The following is a 21799-nucleotide window of genomic DNA, read 5'->3' as shown; positions in this document are numbered from 1 at the left end:
CGTGTCGGGTAACGGCTCGATACGGAGGGTCATCGCGGCCGCCGACGCGGGCGGGACGGGCAGAGTCCTTTACCATTCCTGCGGCGACCAGCAGGTTAATCAACGGGCACGTCAAAGAGGCGGGTAGCCATGCCGAACTCCCACACGGCAGAGGATAGAGTAAGTCGCCGCGAGGCGGCTGGTCGAGAAATTCGACCGCTCGCCCACAACTGAGGATTCTACCGTGACAGACCTGTTCGGGGACCACCCAGCGACTGCTCCCCTCGACGACCGCGACGTACAGTTCCTCGACACCACCCTACGCGACGGCGAGCAGGCCCCCGGCATCTCGCTGTCGCCCGACGAGAAGGCCGAGATCGCACGCGCGCTCGACGCCGCGAACGTCTCGGTCATCGAGGCGGGCAGCGCCTGCACCGGCCCCGGCGAACGGGAGACCATCTCCCGGGTCACTGACCTCGGGCTGGACGCCCGGGTGACGAGCTTCGCCCGCGGCGTCCAGAAGGACGTCGACCTCGCGCTCGACTGCGACGTCGACGGCGTCAACCTGGTCGTGCCGGCCAGCGACCGCCACGTCGAGCAGAAGCTGGACACGACCCGCGAGCAGGTCGTCGCCGACACCGTCGAGCTCGTCGAGTACGCCACCGACCACGGCCTCTGGGTCGAGGTGCTCGGCGAGGACGGCTCCCGCGCCGACATCGCGTTCCTCGAAGAGCTGATGGGCGCGGCCGTCGACGCCGGCGCCGACCGCATCTGCGCGCCCGACACCGTCGGCCACGCCACGCCCGACCGGATGATCGAGATCTACAGCCGCCTCTCGGAGCTCGGCCCGACGTCGACGCACACCCACGACGACCTCGGGCTGGCGGTGACGAACGCCCTCGCCGGCGTCGCCGCGGGCGCCGACCTCGTCCACGGCACGATCAACGGCATCGGCGAGCGCGCCGGCAACGTCGCCATCGAAGAGGTCGCCATCGCGCTCGACCACGGCTACGGCGTCGAGACCCTCGAGACCGAGCGGCTCTACGACCTCGGCCAGCTGGTCTCCGCGAAGACCGGCGTCCCGCTGGCGCCGAACAAGGCCGTCGTCGGCGAGAACGCCTTCACCCACGAGTCCGGCATCCACACCGACGGCACCCTGAAGGACGACGCCATGTACGAGCCGTACCCGCCGGAGAAGGTGGGCCGGGAGCGCCGGCTCGTCCTCGGGAAGCACGCCGGCCGCGCGGGCGTCGAGGCCGCCCTCGCCGAGCACGGCATCGAGGTCGACCGCGACAGCCTCGGCGAGGTCGTCGCCCGGGTCAAGGAGCTCGGCGACCGCGGCAAGCGCGTCACCGACGCCGACCTCCTCACCATCGCCGAGGAGGTCGAGGGGCAGGAGCGCGAGCGCCGCGTCGAACTCGTCGACCTCACCGCCGCCTCCGGCAGCGGCACGCCGACCGCCTCGGTCCGCCTGGAGGTCGACGGCGAGGAGCGCGTCGCCTCCGGCACCGGCAGCGGTCCGGTCGACGCCGCCATCGCGGCCGTCCGGTCGGCGCTCGGCGCCACCGCCAACGCACAACTGGAGTCCTACCACGTCGACGCCATCACCGGCGGCACCGACGCCGTCGTCACCGTCGAGGTGGAGATGTCCCGCGGCGACCGCTCGGTCACCGTCGCCGCCTCCGACTCCGACATCACCACCGCGTCGGTCCGCGCGATGGTCGACGCGCTCGACCGCCTGCTGGTCGACGCCGAGACGCCCGTGCTGGCCGACGACTGACCCCGGACCGCAAGCTGTTTCACCCGGTGGTACCACCGTTCGATATGGTCGAGGAGGTCACCCTCTACCGCGCGCCGACCACCGAGGCCGACGCCGACGCGCTCGCCGACTGGCTAGCCGACCGCGTCGACGCCGCGGTGACGGTCGACGACCGGCTGCTGAGCCAGCTCAGGGACGACGCCCTCGCCGAACAGTTCGCCGAGGCGCGGGTCACCTCGCCGTACGAGCGCGAGACCGGCAACACGATGCTCGGCATCGTCCGGTACGAGGAGCGGACCCTCGCGGACCCCGAGCGCGGCGGCGGCGTCATCTACGACGGCCTCGCGGTGCAAGACCGCCTCCGCGAGCGCCTGGCGGCGCCGCTCGACCACGTGCACGTCCCGCTGGTCGACCGCGCGCTCGGCACCTGGGGCGACCACGACGGCCGCTGGCACAAGCGGGTGGCCGTCCTGGGCCAGCCGGCGCTCGTCTCGGTGCCGGGCCTCTACGAGGCGCCCGCCAAGCCCGAGGCCTACTACAAGGCCAAGCAGTCCCACGCCCTGCTGGCCGGCGACGCGCCGCCGCGGGAGGTCCTCGAGCGGGAGGTCGACGGCGAGTTCCTCGTCGCCGACGACCCCCGGACCACCGACGCGCTGAAGGGGTACGTCCTCGCCGCCTACCACTACCTCGAGACCGGCGAGGCGTTCTGCGGGACCGAGGGCTGCCGGCTCTACGACGCCCACCGCCAGCCAGACCTCATCGAGGCGCAGCTGCGGGCCCCCGAGTTCTGCGAGGACCACGCCGACCGGTACGGGTGACCTGCCCCGGAGTCCCGCCGCCGTGCCGGAACGTTCACGGCCGCCCGCGACCAGACTCCTCCTAACGGATGTTCGACCCCGACGACCTCGCCGGGATCGTCGACCTCTTCGGCGCGCTCACCCGCGAGGAACTGGACGAGGCCCTCTCCGAGCTGGCCTACCGCCGGGACGAGGACGTCCCCGACGACGCCGTCGACGAGGCCCTGGAGGCGTTCGCGCTCGTCGCGTTCGAGGACGTCGAGGCCGTCGGGCCGACCGACGACGGCGAGGGTGCGGCGCTGCTGGCGGCCGGGCCGGCGGCGTTCCCCACGCTCCCGGAGGGCGCCGAGGACCTGCCGCACATCCTCGACGTCGAGCCGCGGGACGTCGACCGCGAGGCCGTCGGGCGGGCCGCCGAGGAGCGGCTCCGCGCGGAGGCGGCACGGGCCGTCTCGTCGGGCGACGCCGACCGGGCCGCCGAACTGCTCGACGTCAGCTACGACCTCGAGGCGTGGGCGCCGGTGACGCTGGACGCCGTCCGGGAGCGCCTCGACGCGGCGAGAGACGTAACCAACTAAGACCGACCAACGAGAATGACGGACATGGACTGGGAGCGGGTGGCGGCACACGAGCCGGCCGGGATCAGCGGCGCGGAACGGGAGGCCGCCGTGCTGGCCCCGGTCGTCACCCGCGAGGACGGCGACTACCTCCTCTTCACGAAGCGGGCCGACCACCTCGGCGAGCACCCCGGCCAGATGAGCTTCCCCGGCGGCGGCCGCGAGACCGAGGACGCCGACCTGGAGGCGACGGCCAAGCGGGAGGCCCACGAGGAGATCGGCCTCGAACCCCAGGAGGTCGCCGTCCGCGGCCGCCTCGACGACATCCCGACGGTCTCGAACTACGCGGTGCGGCCGTTCGTGGCGTCGATCCCCGACCGCGAGTACACCCCCGACGAGCGCGAGGTCGCCGAGATCGCCGTCCTCTCGCTGTCCGACCTCACCGACCTCGAGAACTACGAGTCCGAGCGCCGCGACCACCCCTACTACGGCGACATCCGCATCCACTACTTCCACGTCGACGGCTACACCGTCTGGGGAGCGACCGGCCGGATGCTCGTGCAGTTCCTCGAACTCGCGACCGACTGGGAGGAACCCGAGGAGGTCGACCGCGTCGTCGACCCCGACGCCGACTACCCCGTCTAGCCATCCGCCAACCAGGCGGGTAGAACCCCTTTCGGCCCGGCGGGAGCGCGTTGTGACATGTCGGACTCCGACTCGCTGGTGATACCGCCGAACACCGTGTGGGAACGTGCCGACGAGAGTCCGCTCCGCGTGCGGTTCCTCATCTCGCTGAACCGCTGGATCGTCGTCGCGCTGTTCTCGATGCTGGGCTACCTGATGCTCGTCGCCCTCGCCGCCGCCGGCCCCAGCACCATCGACCCCATGGTCTCCGGGGACGCCCTCGGGTCGGTCTTCAGCTCCATCATCATCGCGGTCGTCACCAGCGTCACGCTGGTCCTCACGGTCGCCCAGCTCGTCCTCTCCGAGCAGATCGAGGAGCTGAAGGACCAGGAGGAGAACCTGCGCGGCGAGATCGACTTCCGCGAGGAGGTCGAGGAGCTCCGCGGCATCGGCGTCAGCCCCGTCAAACCCAACGAGTTCTTCCGGCTCCTGCTCGCGATGGTCGAGGACCGGGCCCAGCGGCTCGCCGACGCCGTCGAGGAGGACGGTCGCACCGAGGAGTTCCGCGAGGTCGTCACGTACGCCGAGGCGGTCGTCGACGACAGCCAGTCGTCCAGCGACGACCTCCGGGACGCCGAGTTCGGCTCCTTCGACGTCCTCCTGCCGATGCTGCACTACAACTACGCCTGGAAGATCCACGCCGCCCGCTCGCTGGCGCACAACTACGAGGGCGAGATCCCCGCGGCGGCCGCCGACGCGCTCGAAGAGATCATCGACGTCCTGCGGCGGTTCGCGCCCACCCGCGAGTACTTCAAGAGCCACTACTTCCAGTGGCAGATCATCAACACCGCCCGGAGCACCCTCCACGGCGCGATGCCGGCGCTGGCGGTGGCGGCCTACATGATCCTGGCCTTCGACCCGGGAGCGATGCGCGGACAGTTGTTCGGCATCTCACGGCTCTACCTCTTCGTCGCCGCCACCTACATCGTCGTCCTGCTGCCGTTCACGGTGCTGCTGGCGTACCTGCTCCGCATCCTGACGGTCGTCAAGCGGACCCTCGACATCGGGCCGTTCATCCTCCGCGAGACGGAGGCCGACAAGGTGACCGACAGCGTGGAGTGAGCGGGCCGCTCAGTCGGGGAGCGGGTCGCCGCAGAATCGTCCGGAGGCGGGCCGTCAGCCCGGCGCCGCGACCTGCTGCTGGAGGTTGTACGGGTGCTCGTCGGCCACCCAGCGGAAGACGTACTCCAGGGCCGTCTGGCTCCGCCGGACGCCGTCGTGGTCGTCCTCGATGACGACGTTCGTCGCCCCCTCCAGCGCGGGGCTGTCCCGGCAGCGCCAGAACAGGGGGTCCTCGGTGCCCCGGAGCGTGTAGTAGTCGACGTCGCCGGGGGTCTCCTCCTCGTTGAGGCCGGCCAGGGGGTGGTCCCGGCGGGCGTCGTAGTCGCCGCGGAGGAACTCGCTGACCTGGTAGGCGCCGCGGTTCATCCCCGCGTCCGCACACCAGGTGTTGAGGACCGTCCCGTGGTTGGCGCCGGCGAGACCGACGACCGTCTCCACCCAGTCGTAGCGGTCGTGGGTGGCCAGCCAGTAGCGGACGCCGGTGACGCCGAGGCTGTGACCGACCACCGCGACCTCCTCGGCGCCGGTGTGGTCGCGGACCCGCCCGACGAAGTCGTCGAGCTGGGCGGCCATCGACCCGTGGGTCGGCGTCCCCTCGCGGAACGTGATGGCCCACAGGTCGTCGCCGTCGTAGCCGCGCCGCAGGAAGAACCGCGCGTGGTCCGACCAGTCGCAGGCGTCGCGCTGGTTGCCGTGGACGAAGACGACGGGGGTGTTCTCGTCGCCGGGGCCGGGCGACCGGGGGCCGCCGTCGGTGCCGTGGTAGGCGTCGCCGCCCCAGCCGCCGTAGGCGCCGTCGGTCGTCCACGGGAGCCGGCTGTCGTCGGCGCGGTCGAACTCGCAGCCGTCCGCGCAGCCGCCACGACGGCGAGCGCGGTGGAGCTCCCGGACGTTCCGGAGCAGCTGCCGCGGGAGCGGCCAATCGCGTGTCGGAATGCCGAGGAGCACGTTACCTCTTACCACCCCCGCATCGGGCATAAACCCTTGGCCCTCTACGAGTTCTGAGCCGGACGGAGGGCGCTCGAACTGGACGTCCGTCGGATTACAGGTCCCGGAGCCTCACCCCTCGAGCAGCACGCCCTCCGCGCGCTCCTCGACGGTCACGTCGTAGCCGAACGCCGCGACGACCTCGCGGTTCGTCTCGACGTGGTCGGTCGCCGCCGGCGCGAGCACGCGGCCGCCGGCCAGCGCCAGGTGGACCTGCAGCTGGTCGGCGAGGTGGCGGTCGACCGCCGCGCTCCCGTCCCGGAACCCCTGGAACGCCTCGACCGCCTCGCTGCCCACCTGCTCGGAGGGCTTGCCGGCCTCCCCGAGCGCCGAGAAGCCCGCCCGGCCGCCCTCGTAGACGGCCGCGAGCACGACCGCCGACCCCGGCGAGTCGGCGTCGTCGTAGGTCGACAGCGTCGCCACCGAGACGTCGACGTCGAGGCCCTCCGCCACCGCGGCCGCCTGCCGCTCGGCGACCTCGGCGTCGCGCAGCTCCTCGTCGGCCGTCGAGTACACCTCCACGCGGCGGAGAGCCCCGCGCTCGTCGAGCGCCAGCGGCGAGAGCGCCGAGGGGCGCAGCGTCAGCGTCGCCTCCCCGCCGCCGAGCGGGTAGAACCCCCGCGACTCGACCGACAGGTCCGCGTCGAGCCCGTACTCCGACAGCAACGGGAGCTTCAGCCGCCGGAGGTAGTCGATCGGCGGCGCCCAGAGGACGTCGGTGCCGCCGGTGACCGTCACCTCGGCGGGTTCGTCGAGGCCCGCGGCCAGCGGCAGGACTGTGTCGAAGACGAGGGCGACGCTGCCCGCCGTCCCCACCGCCACCGAGACGTCCTTCGCCTCCAGCTCGCCCGGCTCGAAGACCAGCGCCTCCGCGCCCTGCTCGAGGCCCTCGACCGAGGCGTCGCAGAGGGACGCCGCCGCCTCGACGGCCGCGACGTGCTGGGCGCGGAGCCCCGGCTCGTCGCGGTCGCCGCGGACGTCCTCGATCCGGACCGCCTCGCCCGACAGCGCCGACAGCGAGACGGCCGTCCGGACGATCTGACCGCCGCCGTCCGCTCCGTCGATCTCCAGCATTCGTCCGTGACTGGGGGCGCCGACCGTTACAAGGCTTCCGACGTGGGCGCCCGCCCCACCGACGGCGACTTATCCACCGACGCCCAACCGGACGTCGAGAAGACCGATGCGCGAAGTGGAGTTCGTCGTCGCCCACGAGCCCGGAGCGAACCCGGTCGCCGACCTGCTGGCCGACCACCCGGAGGCGCGGCTCCGGTCGCTGGCCTGCCACGTCACCGAGACGAGCCTCTGGCGGGTCGACCGCGCCACCGGACCGAGCGAGGCCCTCGACGGCCTGGCCGACATGGCGGGGGCCCGCTACTTCACGGACTGTCTGGTCCGGGACGGCTGCGACGGCGACTGGGAGACGACGGTGCTGGACCGCTCGGAGGGGTCGCTGCTGCTGTACTCCTACTGGGAGCGGGACGCCGACTGCGACTCGGTGCCGCACCTCGCGCGGGAGCACTTCGGCGACGGCGTCGTCCTCGACGAGACCTGGCGGGAGCGCAGCCAGCGGTGGCGGGTGCTGGCCCCGGACGGCCCGGTCGGCGACTTCGTCGCGGACGTCCGGTCGGTCGCGGAGGCCGACGTCCGGTTCGAGCGCGTCTCCGACCCGGAGCGGGAGGCCGACGACGAACTGCCGCCGAAGCAGGCGGACGCCCTGGAGGCGGCCGTCGAGGCGGGCTACTACGAGACGCCGCGGGAGGTCGAGGCCTACGAACTGGCCGACGAACTCGGCATCCCCGGGTCGACGCTGACCTACCGGCTGCGGCGCGCGGAGTCGTGGCTGGCGAAGCAGTACGTGGAGTGAGCGACCCCGGCGCCCGTCGGCTCCGCAATCGAAAGAAGGCCAGTCTATTAGTCACCGCGGAGAGTCCTCGGAGTAACGGGGTGCCGTCGCGCGTTCCGGCACCCGAAGATCCCCATGCCCGAGACGACGACCGTCCTCGTCCCCGTCCGCTACCCGCTCACCGACGCGAGCGTACGGACGCTGGAGGAGGCGGCACGAATCGCCGCAGACGAGCCGGACGCCCAGCTGCTGGTGTTGCACGTCGACCCCCTGCAGGGCAACATCAGGACGCGGGCCAGCGACATGTACCACGCGATCGCCGCGCACGTCGGCGAGGTGGAGACGGAGGTGCTCACGCGGCGCGGGTTCTTCGTCGAGGAGGTGATCCTCGAGGAGGCCGAGGCCAACCGCGCCGACGTCGTCGTGGTCGGTGCCGACCGGACGGCGACGTGGCGGCGGCTCCTCGGTCGGTTGCTGCGGAACGACCCGGCCGTCGGCTCGTACCTGCGGGCCGAGACGGACGAGCGGACGGAGATCGTCGAGGTGGAGGCGTCGGCCGGCGGGGCGTCGGCGGACGCGGCGGACGCCCGGAGCGGGTGAGCGGCGCTACTCGGGGACGGAGACGCCGAGCATGTTCTCGACGAGCGTATTGTGGCCGCGGCGGAGCCGCTCGGAGAGCGCCTGGTGGGAGATGTCGAGCTCCTCGGCGAGCTCCTCGATGCCCGTCTCCCGGGGCACGTCGAAGTAGCCGGCCTCCCAGGCCCGCTTGAGCGACTCGTACTGCTCGTTGGTCAGGCCGTAGCGGCTGGCGGGCTCGCTGTCCATGTCGCGGACCCGGCGGACCTCGAAGGGGAGGTCGTGCTCCTCGCAGAACTCGTTGGTCTGGGAGAGCTCCTCGCGGTCGGGGTAGAAGATCCGGAGCCGCCAGCGCTCGCTGTTGCCGTAGGCGTCGAGGACGCTGCCGTTGGAGTTGAGCATCATCTGCAGGACGAGTTCGACCTGGCGGACCCACTCCATCCGGTAGAGCACCTCGCCGTCGAGTTCGGCGAGCTTCGACACCTCGCCGACGCTGGAGTCGTTCTCCAGGGCGACGTCGAGTTCGTCGGGGTCGCCCGCCCGCGCCCACAGCATGGGCATCACCACGTCGTTTCCGTTCTGGACGACCTGCTCGGACTCGAAGACCGCGTCCGGCACCGCGTCGAAGGTCTCCTGCAACGCGAACTCGCTGGTAGGGAGGTCGCCCCAGACGATGGTCGGCATGTGGACGACACTACCGCGGGCCGACCGGTAAGCATATTGACACAGTAGTATGCAAGTACTTTCGATTGGCGAGGGGCGACCCTCGCCGCCTCGTCGGCGCCCGCCGTCGGCGGCCCACGGCGGGCGACGACCCGATTACGACTCCAGGAGGTCGCGACCGCAATCGACGCAGACGAGGTCTCCGTCGACCGTTTTCGTCGCCGGCGCGTTGCACGCGAGGCACTTGATCTGCGCGTCCCGCGCCGCCCGCGGATAGCTTCCCATACACGAGAAAACGGGGGGAACGGTCATACGGGCGCTGCCTGCAGTGGCAAGCCCGCGGATAGCTACGCGTCAGCGGAACCGTCGGCGTCGGCGCCGTCGACGGGGCCGTGACCGTCGGCCAGCCACTCCAGGAACGCCCGGACGCCGTCGACGTCGTGGACGCGGAACTCGGCGGCCGAGGGTCGGTCCCCGACCAGGATGCCGACGCCGCCGCCCGGCAGGTCCTCGAGGGCCTCGAAGGCGTCCTCGTCGGTCGTGTCGTCGCCGACGTAGATCCCGAGGGCGCGGTCGTCGACGAGTTCGCGGACGGCCTCGCCCTTGTCCCACTCGACGCTCGGCCGTATCTCGACGATCTGCCGGCCGTCGGTGGCCTCGAAGCCGGAGACGTCGTCGACCGCCGACTGGACGAGCGGCCGGACCTCCTCGCGGCCGACGTCCGCACGCCGGAAGTGGACCGTCGCGGTGAGGCGCTTGTCCTCGACGTGGCAGCCGTCGATGGACTCGACGCGCTCGGCGACGGTCTCGCGGACGCGGTCGAGCGCCTCGGGGTCGACCTCGGGGTGGGTCCAGCGGTCGCCGCCGCGGTCGATCTCGAGGCCGTGGTTGCCGGCGAGCACGCAGTCGTCGACAGCGACGCGCTCGCGGAGGTCCTCCAGGCCGCGGCCGCTGACGACCGCGAGGTCGACGCCCGGGTGGCCGGCCAGTTCCTCGAGGGCCGCCGCCGTGCGCTCCGGCATCGCCGCCGCGTCGGGGTCCTCGACGATGGGCGCGAGCGTGCCGTCGAAGTCCAGACACAGCGCGAGGCGCTCGGCGCCGGACAGCCGGTCCTCCAGCAGCGACAGCCAGTTGCCGAGCAGCGGCAGTTCGTCCTCGTCCCCGCCGCTCCTGCGGTCGTCGGAATCGTCCGTGACGCTCGTCACGCCGACGACCTCCGTTCCTCGGCGACCGCCGCCGCGGTCTCGAAGACGGAGTCGATCCACTCGGTGACGCCGCCGTCGTCGACGGCCTGGCGCATCTGCAGGGTGCGGTCGCTCCGCTCGTCGCCGTCCATCTCGAAGGCCCTCGCGATGGCGTCGGCGGTGGCCGGGGTGTCGTGGGGGTTGACGACGATGGCGCCGTCGCCGAGTTCCTCGTGGGCCCCGGTGAACCGGCTCAACACGAGCGCGGCGTCGCCGTCGTCCTGGGCGGCGACGTACTCCTTGGCGACGAGGTTCATCCCGTCGCGGACGGGCGTCACGAGCGCGACCTCGGCGTCGCGGTAGAGGCCGTACAGGGTCTCGGGCTCGAGGAACTCCGTCGTCGAGACGACCGGCTGCCAGTCGTCGGTGCCGAACCGCTCGTTGATGCGGTCGACGCGCTCCTCGACGGCCGCCTGCAGCTCCCGGTAGGCCTCGATGCCCTGGCGGCTCTCCTCGCCCTTCTGGACGTAGGTGAACGCCCCGCGGAGGTCCGGCCGCGTCTCCCAGAGGTGCTCGAGGGCATCGAGCCGCTCCGGGATGCCCTTGGTGTAGTCGAGGCGGTCGACCCCGAGGGCGATCGGCCGGTCGGGATCGATGCCGAACTCCTCGCGGACGCGCGCGCCGGCGTCGGGAGCGGCGTCGGCCTGCTCGGCGATGCTGTCGGCGTCGACGTTCAGCGGGAACGCCTCGACGCGCGTCGCGCGGTCGCCGTAGAGGACGCGGTCCTCCGACCAGTCGACGACGGCGTCGTCGACCAGCTCCTCGGCGCACTCCAGGAAGTTCGCACAGTAGCGCGGCACGTGGAACCCCAGCAGGTCGTTGGCCAGCAGCCCGTCGAGCAGCTCCTCGGCGTTGGGAGCGACCCGGAAGACGTCGGCGGACGGCCACGGGATGTGCCAGAACTGCATCAGTACGGCGTCGGTCTCGCCGCGGACGAACCGGGGGGCGAGTCCGAAGTGGTAGTCCTGGAACCACACAGTCGAGTCGTCGTCGACCTGCGCGGCGACGACGGCGCCGAACTTCCGGTTGACCGAGCGGTACTCCTCCCAGTCGTCGTGGTCGAAGCGCACGTTCCCCATCGCGCTGTGGCACAGCGGCCACAGCGTCTGGTTGGCGTACCCCTCGTAGTAGCCCGCGACCTCCTCCTCGGAGAGGGGAATCCGCTGGAGGGTGTACGAGGGGTCCTCCGGCGGCACCGCCACGGCGTTGCCGTCGTCGCTGACCGCGAAGTCCGCGTCCCCGTCGCCCCACGCGGTCCAGGTCCCGCCGAGTTGCTGCATGACCGGGTCGAGGCCGGCCGTCAGGCCGCCCGTCGGCCGGTCGACCTCCACGTCGCCGTCCTCGCCGTACTCGTGGCGGTACGGCTGGCGGTTGGAGACGACGTGTACGTCGTCGGTGACTGCCCCGATGTCCACGTCCGCGCGGGAGAGGGTCTCCTCCATTACAGGGCATATTTCGCCGCGTTCGGTGATATGGACAGAGCCTGCACATGCAGCTTCCCAGCTACGTCGCAGCGGACGGAGCCGCCCCGCCTGCGGGCGGAGATCGCCTCCTGGCTCCGAGCGACGTGATGACGCCGCGCGAGAACTGACAGGGGCCGCCCACTACGATCAGCGTCGATTCGGTCTGCAACTAAGCCCCGGGCCTGCACCTGCGGGCAGTCCGGCCTTATAACGCGGCGGCGAATTCAGGGTGTACCGAGCCCAGTGCTCGAGGCCACCACCCATGACACGCCCCTCGAACGTCGTCTTCGTCGTTCTCGACACCGCTCGCGCCTCGGACGCCCCGCCCGTCCGGGAGGAAACCATGCCGACGCTGGCGGAACTCGCCGCCGAGGGGACGGCCTACGAGCACGCATTCGCGTGCGCCCCGTGGTCCGTGCCGTCCCACGCGTCGCTGTTCACCGGCGCCTACCCCTCGCGGCACGGCGCCCACGGCGACCACACCTACCTCGACGAGGGCCACCGCACCGTCGCGGAGTCGTTCGCCGACTCCGGCTACGAGACGATCGGGGTCTCGAACAACACCTGGATCACCGAGGAGTTCGGCTTCGCGCGCGGCTTCGACTCGTTCTGGAAGGGGTGGCAGTACTGGCAGTCCGACGCCGACATGGGGACGGTCGCCCGCGCCGACCAGCCCCGCGAGAAGCTCCGGCGGGCCGCCAACAACCTCTTCGACGGCAACCCCGCCGTCAACGCGGCCAACATCGCCTACAGCGAACTGCTCCAGCCCGCGGGCGACGACGGCGCCGCCCGCACCACCGACCGCATCGAGTCCTGGCTCGACGACCGTGACGCCGACCGACCGTTCTTCGCCTTCGTCAACTACCTCGAGCCGCACATCGACTACCGGCCGCCCGAGGCGTACGCCGAGCGGTTCCTGCCGGCCGGCGCGAGCTTCGAGGAGGCCGTCGAACTCCGCCAGGACCCCCGCGCCTACGACGTCGGCGAGTACGACCTCACCGACCGGGAGTTCCGGCTGCTGTACGGGCTCTACCGCGGCGAACTCGCCTACGTCGACGAGCAGCTCGACCGCCTGCGGACCGCCCTGGCGGACGCCGGCGAGTGGGAGGACACCCTGCTCGTCGTCTGCGGCGACCACGGCGAGAACGTCGGCGACCACGGCTTCCTCGGCCACCAGTACAACCTCTACGACACGCTGCTGCACGTGCCGCTCGTCTGCCACGGCGGCGCCTTCACCGGCGGCGCCGGCAACGCCGACGCGCTCGTCCAGCTCTCCGACCTCGTCCCGACGCTGCTGGACGCCGCCGGGATCGACGACCCGACGCTCCGCGAGCAGTGCCAGGGCCCCTCGTTCCACCCCGAGGCCGATGCCGAGGAGCGCGACGCCGTCTACGCGGAGTACGTCGCGCCGCAGCCCTCGATGGAGCGCCTCGAGGAGCGCTTCGACGGCATCCCCGAGTCGGTGCGGGAGTACGACCGCTCGCTCCGGGCGATCCGCACCCGCGAGTACAAGCTCATCCGCGGCTCCGACGGCCTGGAGGAGCTCTACGACGTCGTCGAGGACCCGGGCGAGCGGACGGACCTCTCGGCGACGCACCGCGACCGCGTGACGGCCCTCGGCGAGCGCCTCGAGTCCTGGCACGGCTCCTTCGAGCACGCCGAGGCCGACGGCGAGGTCGAGGTCGACGCCGACACCGAGCGGCGCCTCGAGAGCCTCGGCTACATGTAGCGGCGCCGCGGTCGAGACGTTCTCTCCCCCGGTCGGTTGGTACACACCAACCGAGAGGCTATCCGTCCGTCCCGCCTAGACCCGCGTAATGACAGAGGAGAGCGCGACGAGTCGGGCCGGCGGCGGTCGGCCCAGGGAGCTGACCGCCCACCTGGCGGTCCCCGAGATGGACTGCCCCTCCTGCGCCAGCAAGGTCGACAAGAGCCTCGGGCGCGTCGAGGGCGTCCTCGAGACGGAACTGCAGCCCACGACCGGCACCGCCGTCGTCACCTACGACGCCGACGCGGTCGACGAGGCCGACGTGGTCGCGGCCATCGAGAAGGCCGGCTACGAGGTCGTCGGCGGGAGCGACGACGCGGGGGCCGACGACGGCGTCGACGTCGCGCCGCCGGCGGAGGTCTGGACGAGTCCGCGGGCGAAGAAGACCTGGCTCGGCGCGGCGTTCGTCGTGTTCGGGCTCCTCTTCGAGTTCCTCCTGCCCGGCCAGAACGTCGCGGTGGCGAGCGTCCTCGAGTACCCGCTCGAGGTCGCCGACGTGCTGTTCCTCGCCGCCGTCGCGATCAGCGGGCTGCCGGTCGTCCGCAGCGGCTACTACTCCGCGCGGAACCGGAGCCTGGACATCGACCTGCTGATGGGGACGGCCATCATCGCGGCCACCGGCATCGGTTACTTCGTCGAGGCGGCGACGCTCGCCGTCCTCTTCAGCGTCGCCGAACTGCTCGAGGACTTCGCGATGGACCGGGCGCGGAACTCCCTCCGGGAGCTAATGGAACTGTCGCCCGACGAGGCCACCGTGAAGCGAGACGGCGAGGAGGTGACCGTCCCCGCCGAGGACGTGGCAGTCGGCGAGGTCGTCGTCGTCCGCCCCGGCGAGAAGATCCCCCTCGACGGGACGGTCGTCGAGGGCGACAGCGCCGTCGACGAGTCGCCCATCACCGGCGAGAGCGTCCCCGTCGACAAGACCGCCGGCGACGAGGTGTTCGCCGGCGCCATCAACGCCGAGGGGTACCTCGAGGTGGAGGTCACCTCGACGGCGGGCGACTCCACGCTCTCGCGGATCATCGAGATGGTCCAGGGCGCCCAGGCCGAGCAGACCGAGACCGAGCAGTTCGTCGACCGGTTCGCGGGCTACTACACGCCGCTCGTCGTCGTCCTGGCCATCCTGACCGCCGCGGTTCCGCCGCTGCTCATCGACGACCCGGTGTCGGCAGGCGTCGCCGGCTACGCGCTCACGTTCGCCGGCGACTGGCAGACGTGGTTCATCCGCGGGCTGACGCTCCTGGTCATCGCCTGCCCCTGCGCGTTCGTCATCTCGACGCCGGTGTCGGTCGTCTCCGGCATCACCAGCGCCGCGAAGAACGGCGTGCTCATCAAGGGCGGCAACTACCTCGAGGCGATGGGCGAGGTCGACGCCGTCGCCATCGACAAGACCGGCACCCTCACCCGGGGGGAGCTCGCCGTCACCGACGTCGTCCCCGCCGACGGCGTCGACGAGCGGGAGTTGCTCCGGTACGGGGCGGGCATCGAGCGGCGCAGCGAACACCCCATCGCCGCGGCGGTCCTCGCCCGCGCCGACGAGGCCGGGGTCGACGACCTGCCGGAGCCGACGTCGTTCGAGAGCCTGACCGGCCGCGGCATCCGCGGGGAGATAGACGGCGAGACGGTGTACGCCGGCAAGCCCTCGCTGTTCGAGGAGTTGGGCTACGACCTCTCGCGGGCCCGGCGGACCGACGGCGGGGCGGTCCCGGAGGCCGCCGAAGCGGGGGCCGGCGCCTTCGACGGCGACACCCTCGAGGACCTGGAGCAGGCGGGCAAGACGGTGGTGCTCGTCGGGACCGAGTCGCGGCTGCTCGGGGCCATCGCCATCGCCGACGAGGTCCGCCCCGACTCGCGGCGGGCCGTCGAGCGCCTGCGGGAACTCGGCGTCCAGCGGGTCGTGATGCTGACCGGCGACAACGAGGGGACGGCCCGCGCCATCGCCGAGGAGGTCGGCGTCGACGAGTACCGCGCGGAGCTCCTGCCGGAGGAGAAGGTCGACGCCATCGAGGCGCTGCAGGCCGAGTACGGCACGGTCGCGATGGTCGGCGACGGCATCAACGACGCCCCCGCGCTGGCCCGGGCCGAGGTCGGCATCGCGATGGGCGCCGCCGGCACGGACACCGCCCTCGAGACCGCCGACATCGCGCTGATGGGCGACGACGTCGGGAAGCTCCCCTACCTGTACGCGCTGTCCCACCGGGCCAACGGCGTCATCAGGCAGAACATCTGGGCGAGCCTCGGCGTGAAGTTCCTCCTGGCGCTGGGCGTCCCCCTCGGCCTGGTCAGCGTCGCGCTGGCCGTCGTGGTCGGCGACATGGGGATGAGCCTCGGCGTCACCGGCAACGCGATGCGCCTCTCGCGCATCGAACCGGAGTAGGCCGCCGCAGGCCGGGGGACACCGCGTGCTAGCGTTTACCAGCATTCCCGGCCGCAGCCACAAGACATATTACTACCCTGCAGAGAGGGACTGATACGAAGGTGGGCAGCGGGTAGGGGTACTCGTGATTCTGCCCACCGGAAATCCGACCTGTCAGCGACGGCTACGGCGCGTCCCGCTCAGCACGTCGTTCCCCTGCAGTTCGCCCTCCAGCTCCTCGACCTGCCGCTCGAGTTCGTCGGCGCGGTCCGCGTCGCTTTCGGTGTACGGTACGACCAGCCCGAAGACGAGACCGGAGAAGAGCCCGGACTGTCGCAGTCAGTCGTCGCTCGCCGCGCTGTCTGCCGCCGGCTCCCCCGAGGCCTGCTCGCTCAGGTCGACCGTGCCGTCGCTGTCCACCGTGACGGCGTGGCCGGCGAACCGGAAGGAGATCTCGCCGTCGGCCATGGCCCGGACGGAGGCGTCCAGCGCGTCGGGGTCGATCGACTCGAACAGCGGCGGTAGCTCCAGCGGGTCGTTGCCGGTGGCCCTCGAGACGGCCCGGACGACCCGCTCCGAGGGTGACGTTCCGTTCATACCGCTCCGTTGGAAATATCGGGGAAAAGTCTTGTGTCCGACGTGCGACCAACGGACACGTTCGCTTGAGAGAAGTGGTATCAAAGGCAAGCAAGCGCCACGCGGTCCCCGTCTCCGGGCCGGTCCGCAGGTGACGCTTCAGGGGGCGGACCCCCAATCCTTAACAATCGCACCCGCCGGAGTTAATACATGACCGTCGTCAGCGTCTCGATGCCGGAGTCGCTCCTGGAACGGCTCGACGAGTTCGCCGAAGAGCACGGCTACACCGGCCGCAGCGAGGTGGTCCGGGAGGCCTCCCGGAACCTCCTCGGCGAGTTCGAGGAGCGGGACCTGGAGGGCCGCGAGCTGATGGGCGTCGTCACCGTCGTCTTCGACCACGACACCTCCAGCGCCGAGGAGCGCATGATCCAGGTCCGCCACGAGCACGAGGACGTCGTCGTCTCGAACGTCCACAACCACGTCGGCGACCACTACTGCATGGAGCTGTTCGTCCTCGAGGGCGGCCTCGAGGAGATCTCGGCGTTCGTCCGGAAGGTGCGCGCGACCGACGTCCTCTCGGTCGACTACTCGGTCATCCCCGTCGACGAGTTCGAGGCAGGACTGGCCGAGTCCTCTTAGGCAGCGAGCGGGGCCGGCAGAACCCGCCCCGAATTTGCAAGCCCGGAGTACACGCCGGCGGCGTCCCTCCCTCCGGGTATGGCAGCACTCGACGACGCGGACGCGGGGAAGATCGTCCGGCGCGGCGACCTGACGCTCGGTCGCGCCGACCGAATCACCGACGGCACCGTCTACGTCGACCTCGGCGACAGCGTCCCGGAGAACATCATGGCGGTCTTCGACTGGGAGGGACTCGACCGCGACGCCTACCCACTCCCGGCCGACGCCGTCGACCGGGTGACCGACGACGCCATCTACGTCCACGAGTCGCCGTCGGACCACGGCGGGACGAAGTAGGACTGCCGATCGAGGCGGTCGAGACGAAGCGTTACAGGTAGCCGCCGTCCCACTCCTCGGCTCGGCTCTCGTTGCCGCAGGTGTCGCAGTCGACGCGGTCGAGGCCGTCGGCGGCGTTGGCCATCGTCCCGCAGTTCGTACAGAAGAAGCCGTACTGTTCGGTGCGGTCATCGTCCTCGTAGAGCACCAGGAACGGCGCCTGCTTGCCGGAGAGCTCCTCGTCGCCGGTGTAGACGGTGTCGCCGTCCTCCGTCGTGACCGTGTCGGGCTTGTGCAGCTCCTCGTCGGTCTCGTCGCCGTGGGGACCGTAGACGTGCGTCGCGAAGTCCTGGTCGCCGATGGCCTGCTCCCGGCTGCCGGTCTGCTCGAGGCCGAACTGCTCGAAGAACATCTCCCCCTCCTCGTTCTCCGAGAGGACGAGCGCCCGGACGGTCTCGGCGCCCCGCGCCTCCAGTTCCGCCTGGACCTCCTCGAACAGTTGCGTCCCAATCTCCTGGCCGCGGGCCTCCGGCGCGACGAACAGCCAGTCGATCTCCCCGTCGTCGGTGTCGGTGACCGTGCCGGTCGCGAATCCGACCATCTCGCCGTCCTCCTCGGCGGTGACGACCACTTCGTCGTCGTTCTCGGCGCGGTCGGCGACGGCCTCGTCGCCGAACGCCGTGTGGACGACGTTCTCGATCTGGTCGGGGCTCAGAGAGTAGGAGGCGCGCATCGACCGGCCGGCGATGTCTCGGAACGTCTCGCCGTCTGATTTCTCGTCGGTGGTGAGCTCCATACGAACGGGTTCGGCGTCCTCCCGATTAGGGGTAGTTCTCTATCGGTTCCGGTTCGGTTGTCGGGTGGTTGACGACGCCGGGGGCGGGACGCCGACAGCGCCTTGACCCCGGCGGCGCAACCCCGGGACATGAGCGACCCGACACCGCCCGGGAAGGGCCGGACGCCGGCCGCCCGCGAGATCGAACCCGCCGCCCCCGAGGAGTTCGGCCTCGTGCAGGTCTGGTGGGGCGACGGCAAGGGCAAGACCACCGCGACCCTCGGGATGGCGTTCCGCGCGGCCGGCCACGGCTACCGCGTCCACGTCCTGCAGTTCATGAAGGGCGGCGCCGACAGCGTCGAGGACGTCCGCGGCGAGTACAACGCCATGGCCGCCGTCCCCGGGCTCAGCTACGAGAACCTCGGCCACTACGGCTGGCACGCGATGAACGACGGCACCGACGAGCGCGACCACGCCGCCGAGGCCGACGCTGGCCTGGAGCGCGCCCGCGAACTCGTCGACGCGGCGGCCGCGGCGGACCTCTCGACGCCGCTTCCCCTCGACGGCGACGCCGGCGCGGGGATGCACATGCTCGTCCTCGACGAGGTGCTCTACGCCGCCGACCGCGGGCTCGTCGACCCCGACGACGTCGTGGCCCTCGTCGAGTCGAAACCCGACCGCCTCGAACTCGTCCTGTCGGGCAGCCACGAGCGCCCGGCCTACCTCGAGGACCACGCCGACCTGGTCACCGAGGTCCGGAAAGGGAAGCACCCCATCGACGCCGGCCAGCGCGCCCGGAAAGGTACCGAGTACTGACCCCGACCGCCGGGTCGTTCGTGGGTCGACCCGGACGGCGAAATCGACAGCGGACGGCCGTCTGACGGCCGACAGACGACGCCACAAGACACATATTGGGGGCCCTCCCAGCGTGGGGTGGAGGATGGGTGGGCGCACGCTCCTTCCCCTTTGCGCTCTCCCCCTTTGACACCCCACTCGAGCGCCGCCGCTGGGCGACGCGGACTGCGAAAAAAAGGCGACTCGCCGAGTCAGCCGTTCTGCTGGATGTCGACGACGAGGACGGGCACGTGCGTCTCGCGGAGCACGCGCTCGGTGACGCTCCCGAGCAGCGCGCGCTTGACGCCGGCGCGGCCGTGCGAGCCCATCACCACGAGGTCGACGTCGTGGTTGTCGGCGTAGTTGGCGACCATCTCGTGGGGCCGACCCGCCGAGGTGTGCTCGACGACGTCGAGTCCGCGGGCGCGGGCCCGCTCGGCGACGTAGCCGGTGGCCGCGTCGGCCTTGGCCTTCACGTCCTCCATCTCGTCGAACCGGCCCTGCTCGATGCGGTCGAGCTGCTCGCCGCCGAGCGTCAGGCTCATCGAGTCCGTGTCGACGACGTACAGGGCGTGCACCTCGGCCCCGTACTGGTCGGCGATGTCGAGCGCGTGCTCGACGGCGTTCTCCGCGACGTCGCTGCCGTCCGTCGGGACGAGTATCCTGTCGTACATGGGTCTAGTCGTCCGCGGGGGTCTCGTTGCCCCCGTCGGTGGCGACGACGTCCTCCGCCGTCTGCTGCTGGCTCATCGGCTCCGGGCTGTGACACTGCCGGACGACGCGCTTCGTCTCCATCGGCGGTTCGTCCGTCACCAGCGAGACACCGATGGTGACCGCGAAGACGATGGGCATCGTGATGAGCGCCGACCCGATGGCGGGCATCCACTGCGCCATGCCCGCCGACAGCGGCGCCTCGAGGCCGGTGACGTAGTTCGGGACGATCTCGTTGATCATCGGGAGGGACCACAGGACCAGCCCCGTCGTCATCCCGGCGAGGGCGCCCTCCCGGTTGGTGTTCTCCCACCACATCCCGAGGAAGAACATCGGGAAGAGCACCGACGCGGCCAGCGCGAACGCGTAGCCGACCAGCGCGGCGATCGAGGAGGCGGGGTCAAGCGCCGCCAGCGTCGTGATGAAGCCGAGCGCCAGGATGCTCAGGCGACCGACGAGGATCTGCTGGCGCTGGGTCGCGTCCTCGTTGATGATGTTCGTGTAGATGTCGTGGCTGATCGCCGAGGAGCCGGCGATGAACAGCCCGGCGACCGTCGCGATGGCGGCGGCGATGCCGCCCGCCGCGACGAAGCCGACGAACCACGTGGGCAGGTTCGACAGCTGGGCCGCCAGCACGACGATGACCTCGCTGGCCGCGCTGCTCATGCCGGGCTCACCGTAGGTCGGGCTGACGTTCTCGGTGTAGAGGCTGGTGCCGAAGGCCGCGAAGGCCGGGGCGCTCCAGTACAGCAGGCAGATGAAGAACAGCCCCCATACCGTCGACCAGCGGGCGGTCCGCTCGCTCTCGACCGTGTAGAACCGCACCAGCACGTGCGGCAGACCGCAGGTCCCGAAGATCAGCGAGAACGTCGTCGCGATCCACAGGTAGTAGCTCGACGTGGCGAACGGCTCGGAGAACTCGCTTCCGAGGTCGTCGATGAGCATCCCGTACTCGATCTGCGGGAGCACCGTCGAGTAGCCGTTCGTGAAGCCGACGACGAACAGGCCGCCCAGGAACGCCACGATGAGGATGACGTACTGGACCGCCTGGTTCTTCGTCGCGCCCAGCATCCCGGACAGCGTCAGGTAGCCGACCGTGATGGCCATCATCGCGACGACCATCACCTGGTAGCCGTCCAGGCCGGGGACGACCCCCCCGAAGTCGCCGAAGACGTACAGGCCGACCAGGGCCATCCCCTTCGCCTGGCCGATGGCGTAGACGAACCCGATGAGGAACGTCGTCACCGCGGCGATGGCGCGGGCGCTGTCGGAGTTGAAGCGGTCCCCGACGAAGTCCGGCGCGGTGTACTTCCCGAACCGGCGCAGCTGCGCGGCCAGGAAGATGAGCAGGATGAAGTACCCCGTCGTCCAGCCGACGACGTACACCAGCCCGTAGAACCCCGCGAGGGCGATCGACGCCGCCATCCCGAGGTACGACGCGGCCGACATCCAGTTGGCGCCGATCGCCATCCCGTTCTCGAGGTTCCCGATGGATCGGCCGGCGACCCACATGTTCTCGGTGTCGGCCACCCGGAAGACGAACCCGATGGCGAGGAACAGCGCCAGCATCCCCAGGACGAGTATCGCGGGGATCGTCTTGAACGAGATGTCCAGGGCCTCCGGCAGCAGGCTCTCCTGCAGCGGGACCGCGGTGGCGCCCATCATTCGTCGACACCCCCGTCGGTGGCCGTGGCCTCCTCGCCCGACGCCGCCCGCTCGGCCGTGGAGTGCTCGATGCCGTACTTCTCGTCGAGCTTGTCACGCCGCCGGGAGTACCACAGCGAGAGCAGCAGCGCGCCGGTCGGCGCCCCGAACGCCACCAGGAAGTAGTGCAGCGGGAAGCCGATCACCGGCATCTGGGTCGTCATCGCGTCCGTCGCCAGGTACGTCAGCGTCACCGGCCCGAAGACGATGAGCGCCCAGATGACGAACCCCGTCCAGACCACCCGCAGGTGGTCGCGCATGAACGGCGTGCTCGGCTTCAGCAGGTTCACCTCGCGGTTGAGGTAGTCGGTGTCTCGGTGGTCCTGGGCGGCCTGCCCGACCGCACCACCGTCCGATTCGATCGCCTGTGAGTCATCCCCTGACTCGTGTCTGCGTTTGTCTGTCATGGTCCGTGTTTGGTATCCTTCCTCACGGTTCGAACGTCGGTCGTCGTACCTCTGCAACTGACAAAAACTATTCGACCGTTCGCACGGCCGAAATCGTCGA

General features: G+C 70.9%; 23 protein-coding genes. 12 read left to right on the top strand and 11 right to left on the bottom strand.

Translation table 11 applies throughout. The features are described 5' to 3' along the window. The first annotated feature begins 223 nt into the window (after positions 1 to 223). From HWV07_RS14295 to HWV07_RS14275, 5 genes are all read left to right on the top strand, one after another. On the top strand, positions 224 to 1759 hold the full coding sequence (locus HWV07_RS14295) for a (R)-citramalate synthase (protein ID WP_178334957.1): 1536 nt from the start codon (positions 224 to 226) through the stop codon (positions 1757 to 1759). 44 nt (positions 1760 to 1803) lie between these two features. Next, positions 1804 to 2556, top strand: coding sequence for a DUF7001 family protein (locus tag HWV07_RS14290; protein WP_178334956.1), 753 nt, complete (start codon positions 1804 to 1806; stop codon positions 2554 to 2556). Between the two features lie 68 nt (positions 2557 to 2624). Then, positions 2625 to 3113 carry a DUF7109 family protein gene (locus HWV07_RS14285; RefSeq protein ID WP_178334955.1) on the top strand — a complete coding sequence of 163 codons (489 nt, stop codon included), beginning with the start codon at positions 2625 to 2627 and terminating at the stop codon, positions 3111 to 3113. A gap of 24 nt (positions 3114 to 3137) precedes the next feature. Next, positions 3138 to 3737: an NUDIX hydrolase gene (locus HWV07_RS14280; RefSeq protein ID WP_178336076.1), complete on the top strand. Its 600-nt coding sequence runs from the start codon at positions 3138 to 3140 to the stop codon at positions 3735 to 3737. Positions 3738 to 3794: 57 nt separating this feature from the next. Further along, positions 3795 to 4838, top strand: a complete 1044-nt coding sequence (locus tag HWV07_RS14275) for a DUF7972 family membrane protein (RefSeq protein WP_178334954.1) — start codon at positions 3795 to 3797, stop codon at positions 4836 to 4838. Positions 4839 to 4892: 54 nt separating this feature from the next. On the opposite strand, the gene HWV07_RS14270 is transcribed toward HWV07_RS14275, so the two are convergent. After that, positions 4893 to 5786: an esterase/lipase family protein gene (locus HWV07_RS14270; RefSeq protein WP_178334953.1), complete on the bottom strand. Its 894-nt coding sequence runs from the start codon at positions 5784 to 5786 to the stop codon at positions 4893 to 4895. A gap of 111 nt (positions 5787 to 5897) precedes the next feature. Then, a complete protein-coding gene (gene rtcA, locus HWV07_RS14265) occupies positions 5898 to 6899 on the bottom strand; it encodes an RNA 3'-terminal phosphate cyclase (RefSeq protein ID WP_178334952.1) in 1002 nt (333 codons plus the stop codon). Between the two features lie 106 nt (positions 6900 to 7005). On the opposite strand from rtcA, the gene HWV07_RS14260 reads away from it, so the two are divergent. Both HWV07_RS14260 and HWV07_RS14255 read left to right on the top strand, forming a co-directional pair. After that, positions 7006 to 7689 carry a helix-turn-helix domain-containing protein gene (locus tag HWV07_RS14260; protein ID WP_178334951.1) on the top strand — a complete coding sequence of 228 codons (684 nt, stop codon included), beginning with the start codon at positions 7006 to 7008 and terminating at the stop codon, positions 7687 to 7689. A 114-nt stretch (positions 7690 to 7803) separates the two neighbouring features. Next, positions 7804 to 8268, top strand: coding sequence for a universal stress protein (locus tag HWV07_RS14255; protein ID WP_178334950.1), 465 nt, complete (start codon positions 7804 to 7806; stop codon positions 8266 to 8268). Between the two features lie 6 nt (positions 8269 to 8274). On the opposite strand, the gene HWV07_RS14250 is transcribed toward HWV07_RS14255, so the two are convergent. From HWV07_RS14250 to HWV07_RS14240, 4 genes are all read right to left on the bottom strand, one after another. Next, the gene (locus HWV07_RS14250) at positions 8275 to 8928 is read right to left on the bottom strand and encodes a helix-turn-helix domain-containing protein (protein WP_178334949.1); all 654 of its coding nucleotides are present in this window, start codon (positions 8926 to 8928) and stop codon (positions 8275 to 8277) included. Between the two features lie 135 nt (positions 8929 to 9063). Further along, positions 9064 to 9192, bottom strand: a complete 129-nt coding sequence (locus tag HWV07_RS19955) for a hypothetical protein (protein ID WP_281362304.1) — start codon at positions 9190 to 9192, stop codon at positions 9064 to 9066. 62 nt (positions 9193 to 9254) lie between these two features. Then, the gene (otsB, locus tag HWV07_RS14245) at positions 9255 to 10112 is read right to left on the bottom strand and encodes a trehalose-phosphatase (protein ID WP_246279772.1); all 858 of its coding nucleotides are present in this window, start codon (positions 10110 to 10112) and stop codon (positions 9255 to 9257) included. Beyond that, positions 10109 to 11593 carry an alpha,alpha-trehalose-phosphate synthase (UDP-forming) gene (locus tag HWV07_RS14240; protein WP_178334948.1) on the bottom strand — a complete coding sequence of 495 codons (1485 nt, stop codon included), beginning with the start codon at positions 11591 to 11593 and terminating at the stop codon, positions 10109 to 10111. Before HWV07_RS14240 ends, otsB begins: the two co-directional genes overlap by 4 nt. Before the next feature lie 283 nt (positions 11594 to 11876). Here HWV07_RS14240 and HWV07_RS14235 point away from each other — a divergent pair, with 283 nt between their 5' ends. Then, the gene (locus HWV07_RS14235) at positions 11877 to 13343 is read left to right on the top strand and encodes a sulfatase family protein (protein WP_178334947.1); all 1467 of its coding nucleotides are present in this window, start codon (positions 11877 to 11879) and stop codon (positions 13341 to 13343) included. A gap of 88 nt (positions 13344 to 13431) precedes the next feature. Continuing rightward, positions 13432 to 15759: a heavy metal translocating P-type ATPase gene (locus HWV07_RS14230; protein WP_178334946.1), complete on the top strand. Its 2328-nt coding sequence runs from the start codon at positions 13432 to 13434 to the stop codon at positions 15757 to 15759. A gap of 318 nt (positions 15760 to 16077) precedes the next feature. Here HWV07_RS14230 and HWV07_RS14225 read toward each other — a convergent pair whose 3' ends face one another. Beyond that, positions 16078 to 16335 (bottom strand): HalOD1 output domain-containing protein, encoded by a 258-nt coding sequence (locus HWV07_RS14225; RefSeq protein ID WP_178334945.1) that lies wholly within the window; start codon positions 16333 to 16335, stop codon positions 16078 to 16080. Between the two features lie 189 nt (positions 16336 to 16524). On the opposite strand from HWV07_RS14225, the gene nikR reads away from it, so the two are divergent. Both nikR and HWV07_RS14215 read left to right on the top strand, forming a co-directional pair. Further along, complete coding sequence (gene nikR / locus HWV07_RS14220; protein WP_178334944.1) at positions 16525 to 16953, top strand: nickel-responsive transcriptional regulator NikR; 429 nt, start codon at positions 16525 to 16527, stop codon at positions 16951 to 16953. Positions 16954 to 17031: 78 nt separating this feature from the next. Further along, on the top strand, positions 17032 to 17289 hold the full coding sequence (locus HWV07_RS14215; RefSeq protein WP_178334943.1) for a hypothetical protein: 258 nt from the start codon (positions 17032 to 17034) through the stop codon (positions 17287 to 17289). Positions 17290 to 17320: 31 nt separating this feature from the next. Here the strand turns inward: HWV07_RS14215 and HWV07_RS14210 are convergent, their stop codons facing one another. Beyond that, complete coding sequence (locus HWV07_RS14210) at positions 17321 to 18064, bottom strand: GNAT family N-acetyltransferase (protein ID WP_178334942.1); 744 nt, start codon at positions 18062 to 18064, stop codon at positions 17321 to 17323. 129 nt (positions 18065 to 18193) lie between these two features. Here HWV07_RS14210 and HWV07_RS14205 point away from each other — a divergent pair, with 129 nt between their 5' ends. Then, positions 18194 to 18859, top strand: coding sequence for a cob(I)yrinic acid a,c-diamide adenosyltransferase (locus HWV07_RS14205; protein WP_178334941.1), 666 nt, complete (start codon positions 18194 to 18196; stop codon positions 18857 to 18859). Positions 18860 to 19089: 230 nt separating this feature from the next. On the opposite strand, the gene HWV07_RS14200 is transcribed toward HWV07_RS14205, so the two are convergent. From HWV07_RS14200 to HWV07_RS14190, 3 genes are read right to left on the bottom strand one after another with little or no spacing between them, the layout of a single operon-like run. Beyond that, entirely contained in the window at positions 19090 to 19551 is a 462-nt protein-coding gene (locus tag HWV07_RS14200) for a universal stress protein (RefSeq protein WP_178334940.1), read from the bottom strand. 4 nt (positions 19552 to 19555) lie between these two features. Further along, complete coding sequence (locus tag HWV07_RS14195) at positions 19556 to 21253, bottom strand: VC_2705 family sodium/solute symporter (protein WP_246279771.1); 1698 nt, start codon at positions 21251 to 21253, stop codon at positions 19556 to 19558. Then, positions 21250 to 21699 carry a DUF4212 domain-containing protein gene (locus HWV07_RS14190; RefSeq protein WP_178334939.1) on the bottom strand — a complete coding sequence of 150 codons (450 nt, stop codon included), beginning with the start codon at positions 21697 to 21699 and terminating at the stop codon, positions 21250 to 21252. Before HWV07_RS14190 ends, HWV07_RS14195 begins: the two co-directional genes overlap by 4 nt. Positions 21700 to 21799: the final 100 nt, after the last annotated feature.

Origin of the sequence: Natronomonas salina, assembly GCF_013391105.1 — an archaeon.
Lineage (GTDB): Archaea > Halobacteriota > Halobacteria > Halobacteriales > Haloarculaceae > Natronomonas > Natronomonas salina.
The sequence above is the reverse complement of the archived record's forward strand: the minus strand, read 5'-3'. Positions and strand labels throughout refer to the sequence as shown.

Excerpts from the sequence above, each read along its gene's own strand:
- HWV07_RS14290 (WP_178334956.1), top strand. The coding sequence starts at position 1,804 with ATGGTCGAGGAGGTCACCCTCTACCGCGCGCCGACCACCGAGGCCGAC.
- HWV07_RS14205 (WP_178334941.1), top strand. The coding sequence starts at position 18,194 with ATGAGCGACCCGACACCGCCCGGGAAGGGCCGGACGCCGGCCGCCCGC.
- HWV07_RS14215 (WP_178334943.1), top strand. The coding sequence starts at position 17,032 with ATGGCAGCACTCGACGACGCGGACGCGGGGAAGATCGTCCGGCGCGGC.
- HWV07_RS14195 (WP_246279771.1), bottom strand. The coding sequence starts at position 21,253 with ATGATGGGCGCCACCGCGGTCCCGCTGCAGGAGAGCCTGCTGCCGGAG.
- HWV07_RS14275 (WP_178334954.1), top strand. The coding sequence starts at position 3,795 with ATGTCGGACTCCGACTCGCTGGTGATACCGCCGAACACCGTGTGGGAA.
- HWV07_RS14190 (WP_178334939.1), bottom strand. The coding sequence starts at position 21,699 with ATGACAGACAAACGCAGACACGAGTCAGGGGATGACTCACAGGCGATC.
- HWV07_RS14240 (WP_178334948.1), bottom strand. The coding sequence starts at position 11,593 with ATGGAGGAGACCCTCTCCCGCGCGGACGTGGACATCGGGGCAGTCACC.
- HWV07_RS14280 (WP_178336076.1), top strand. The coding sequence starts at position 3,138 with ATGGACTGGGAGCGGGTGGCGGCACACGAGCCGGCCGGGATCAGCGGC.
- HWV07_RS14250 (WP_178334949.1), bottom strand. The coding sequence starts at position 8,928 with ATGCCGACCATCGTCTGGGGCGACCTCCCTACCAGCGAGTTCGCGTTG.
- HWV07_RS14260 (WP_178334951.1), top strand. The coding sequence starts at position 7,006 with ATGCGCGAAGTGGAGTTCGTCGTCGCCCACGAGCCCGGAGCGAACCCG.
- HWV07_RS14225 (WP_178334945.1), bottom strand. The coding sequence starts at position 16,335 with ATGAACGGAACGTCACCCTCGGAGCGGGTCGTCCGGGCCGTCTCGAGG.
- nikR (WP_178334944.1), top strand. The coding sequence starts at position 16,525 with ATGACCGTCGTCAGCGTCTCGATGCCGGAGTCGCTCCTGGAACGGCTC.
- HWV07_RS14230 (WP_178334946.1), top strand. The coding sequence starts at position 13,432 with ATGACAGAGGAGAGCGCGACGAGTCGGGCCGGCGGCGGTCGGCCCAGG.
- HWV07_RS14235 (WP_178334947.1), top strand. The coding sequence starts at position 11,877 with ATGACACGCCCCTCGAACGTCGTCTTCGTCGTTCTCGACACCGCTCGC.
- HWV07_RS19955 (WP_281362304.1), bottom strand. The coding sequence starts at position 9,192 with ATGGGAAGCTATCCGCGGGCGGCGCGGGACGCGCAGATCAAGTGCCTC.
- HWV07_RS14255 (WP_178334950.1), top strand. The coding sequence starts at position 7,804 with ATGCCCGAGACGACGACCGTCCTCGTCCCCGTCCGCTACCCGCTCACC.
- HWV07_RS14200 (WP_178334940.1), bottom strand. The coding sequence starts at position 19,551 with ATGTACGACAGGATACTCGTCCCGACGGACGGCAGCGACGTCGCGGAG.
- rtcA (WP_178334952.1), bottom strand. The coding sequence starts at position 6,899 with ATGCTGGAGATCGACGGAGCGGACGGCGGCGGTCAGATCGTCCGGACG.
- HWV07_RS14210 (WP_178334942.1), bottom strand. The coding sequence starts at position 18,064 with ATGGAGCTCACCACCGACGAGAAATCAGACGGCGAGACGTTCCGAGAC.
- HWV07_RS14285 (WP_178334955.1), top strand. The coding sequence starts at position 2,625 with ATGTTCGACCCCGACGACCTCGCCGGGATCGTCGACCTCTTCGGCGCG.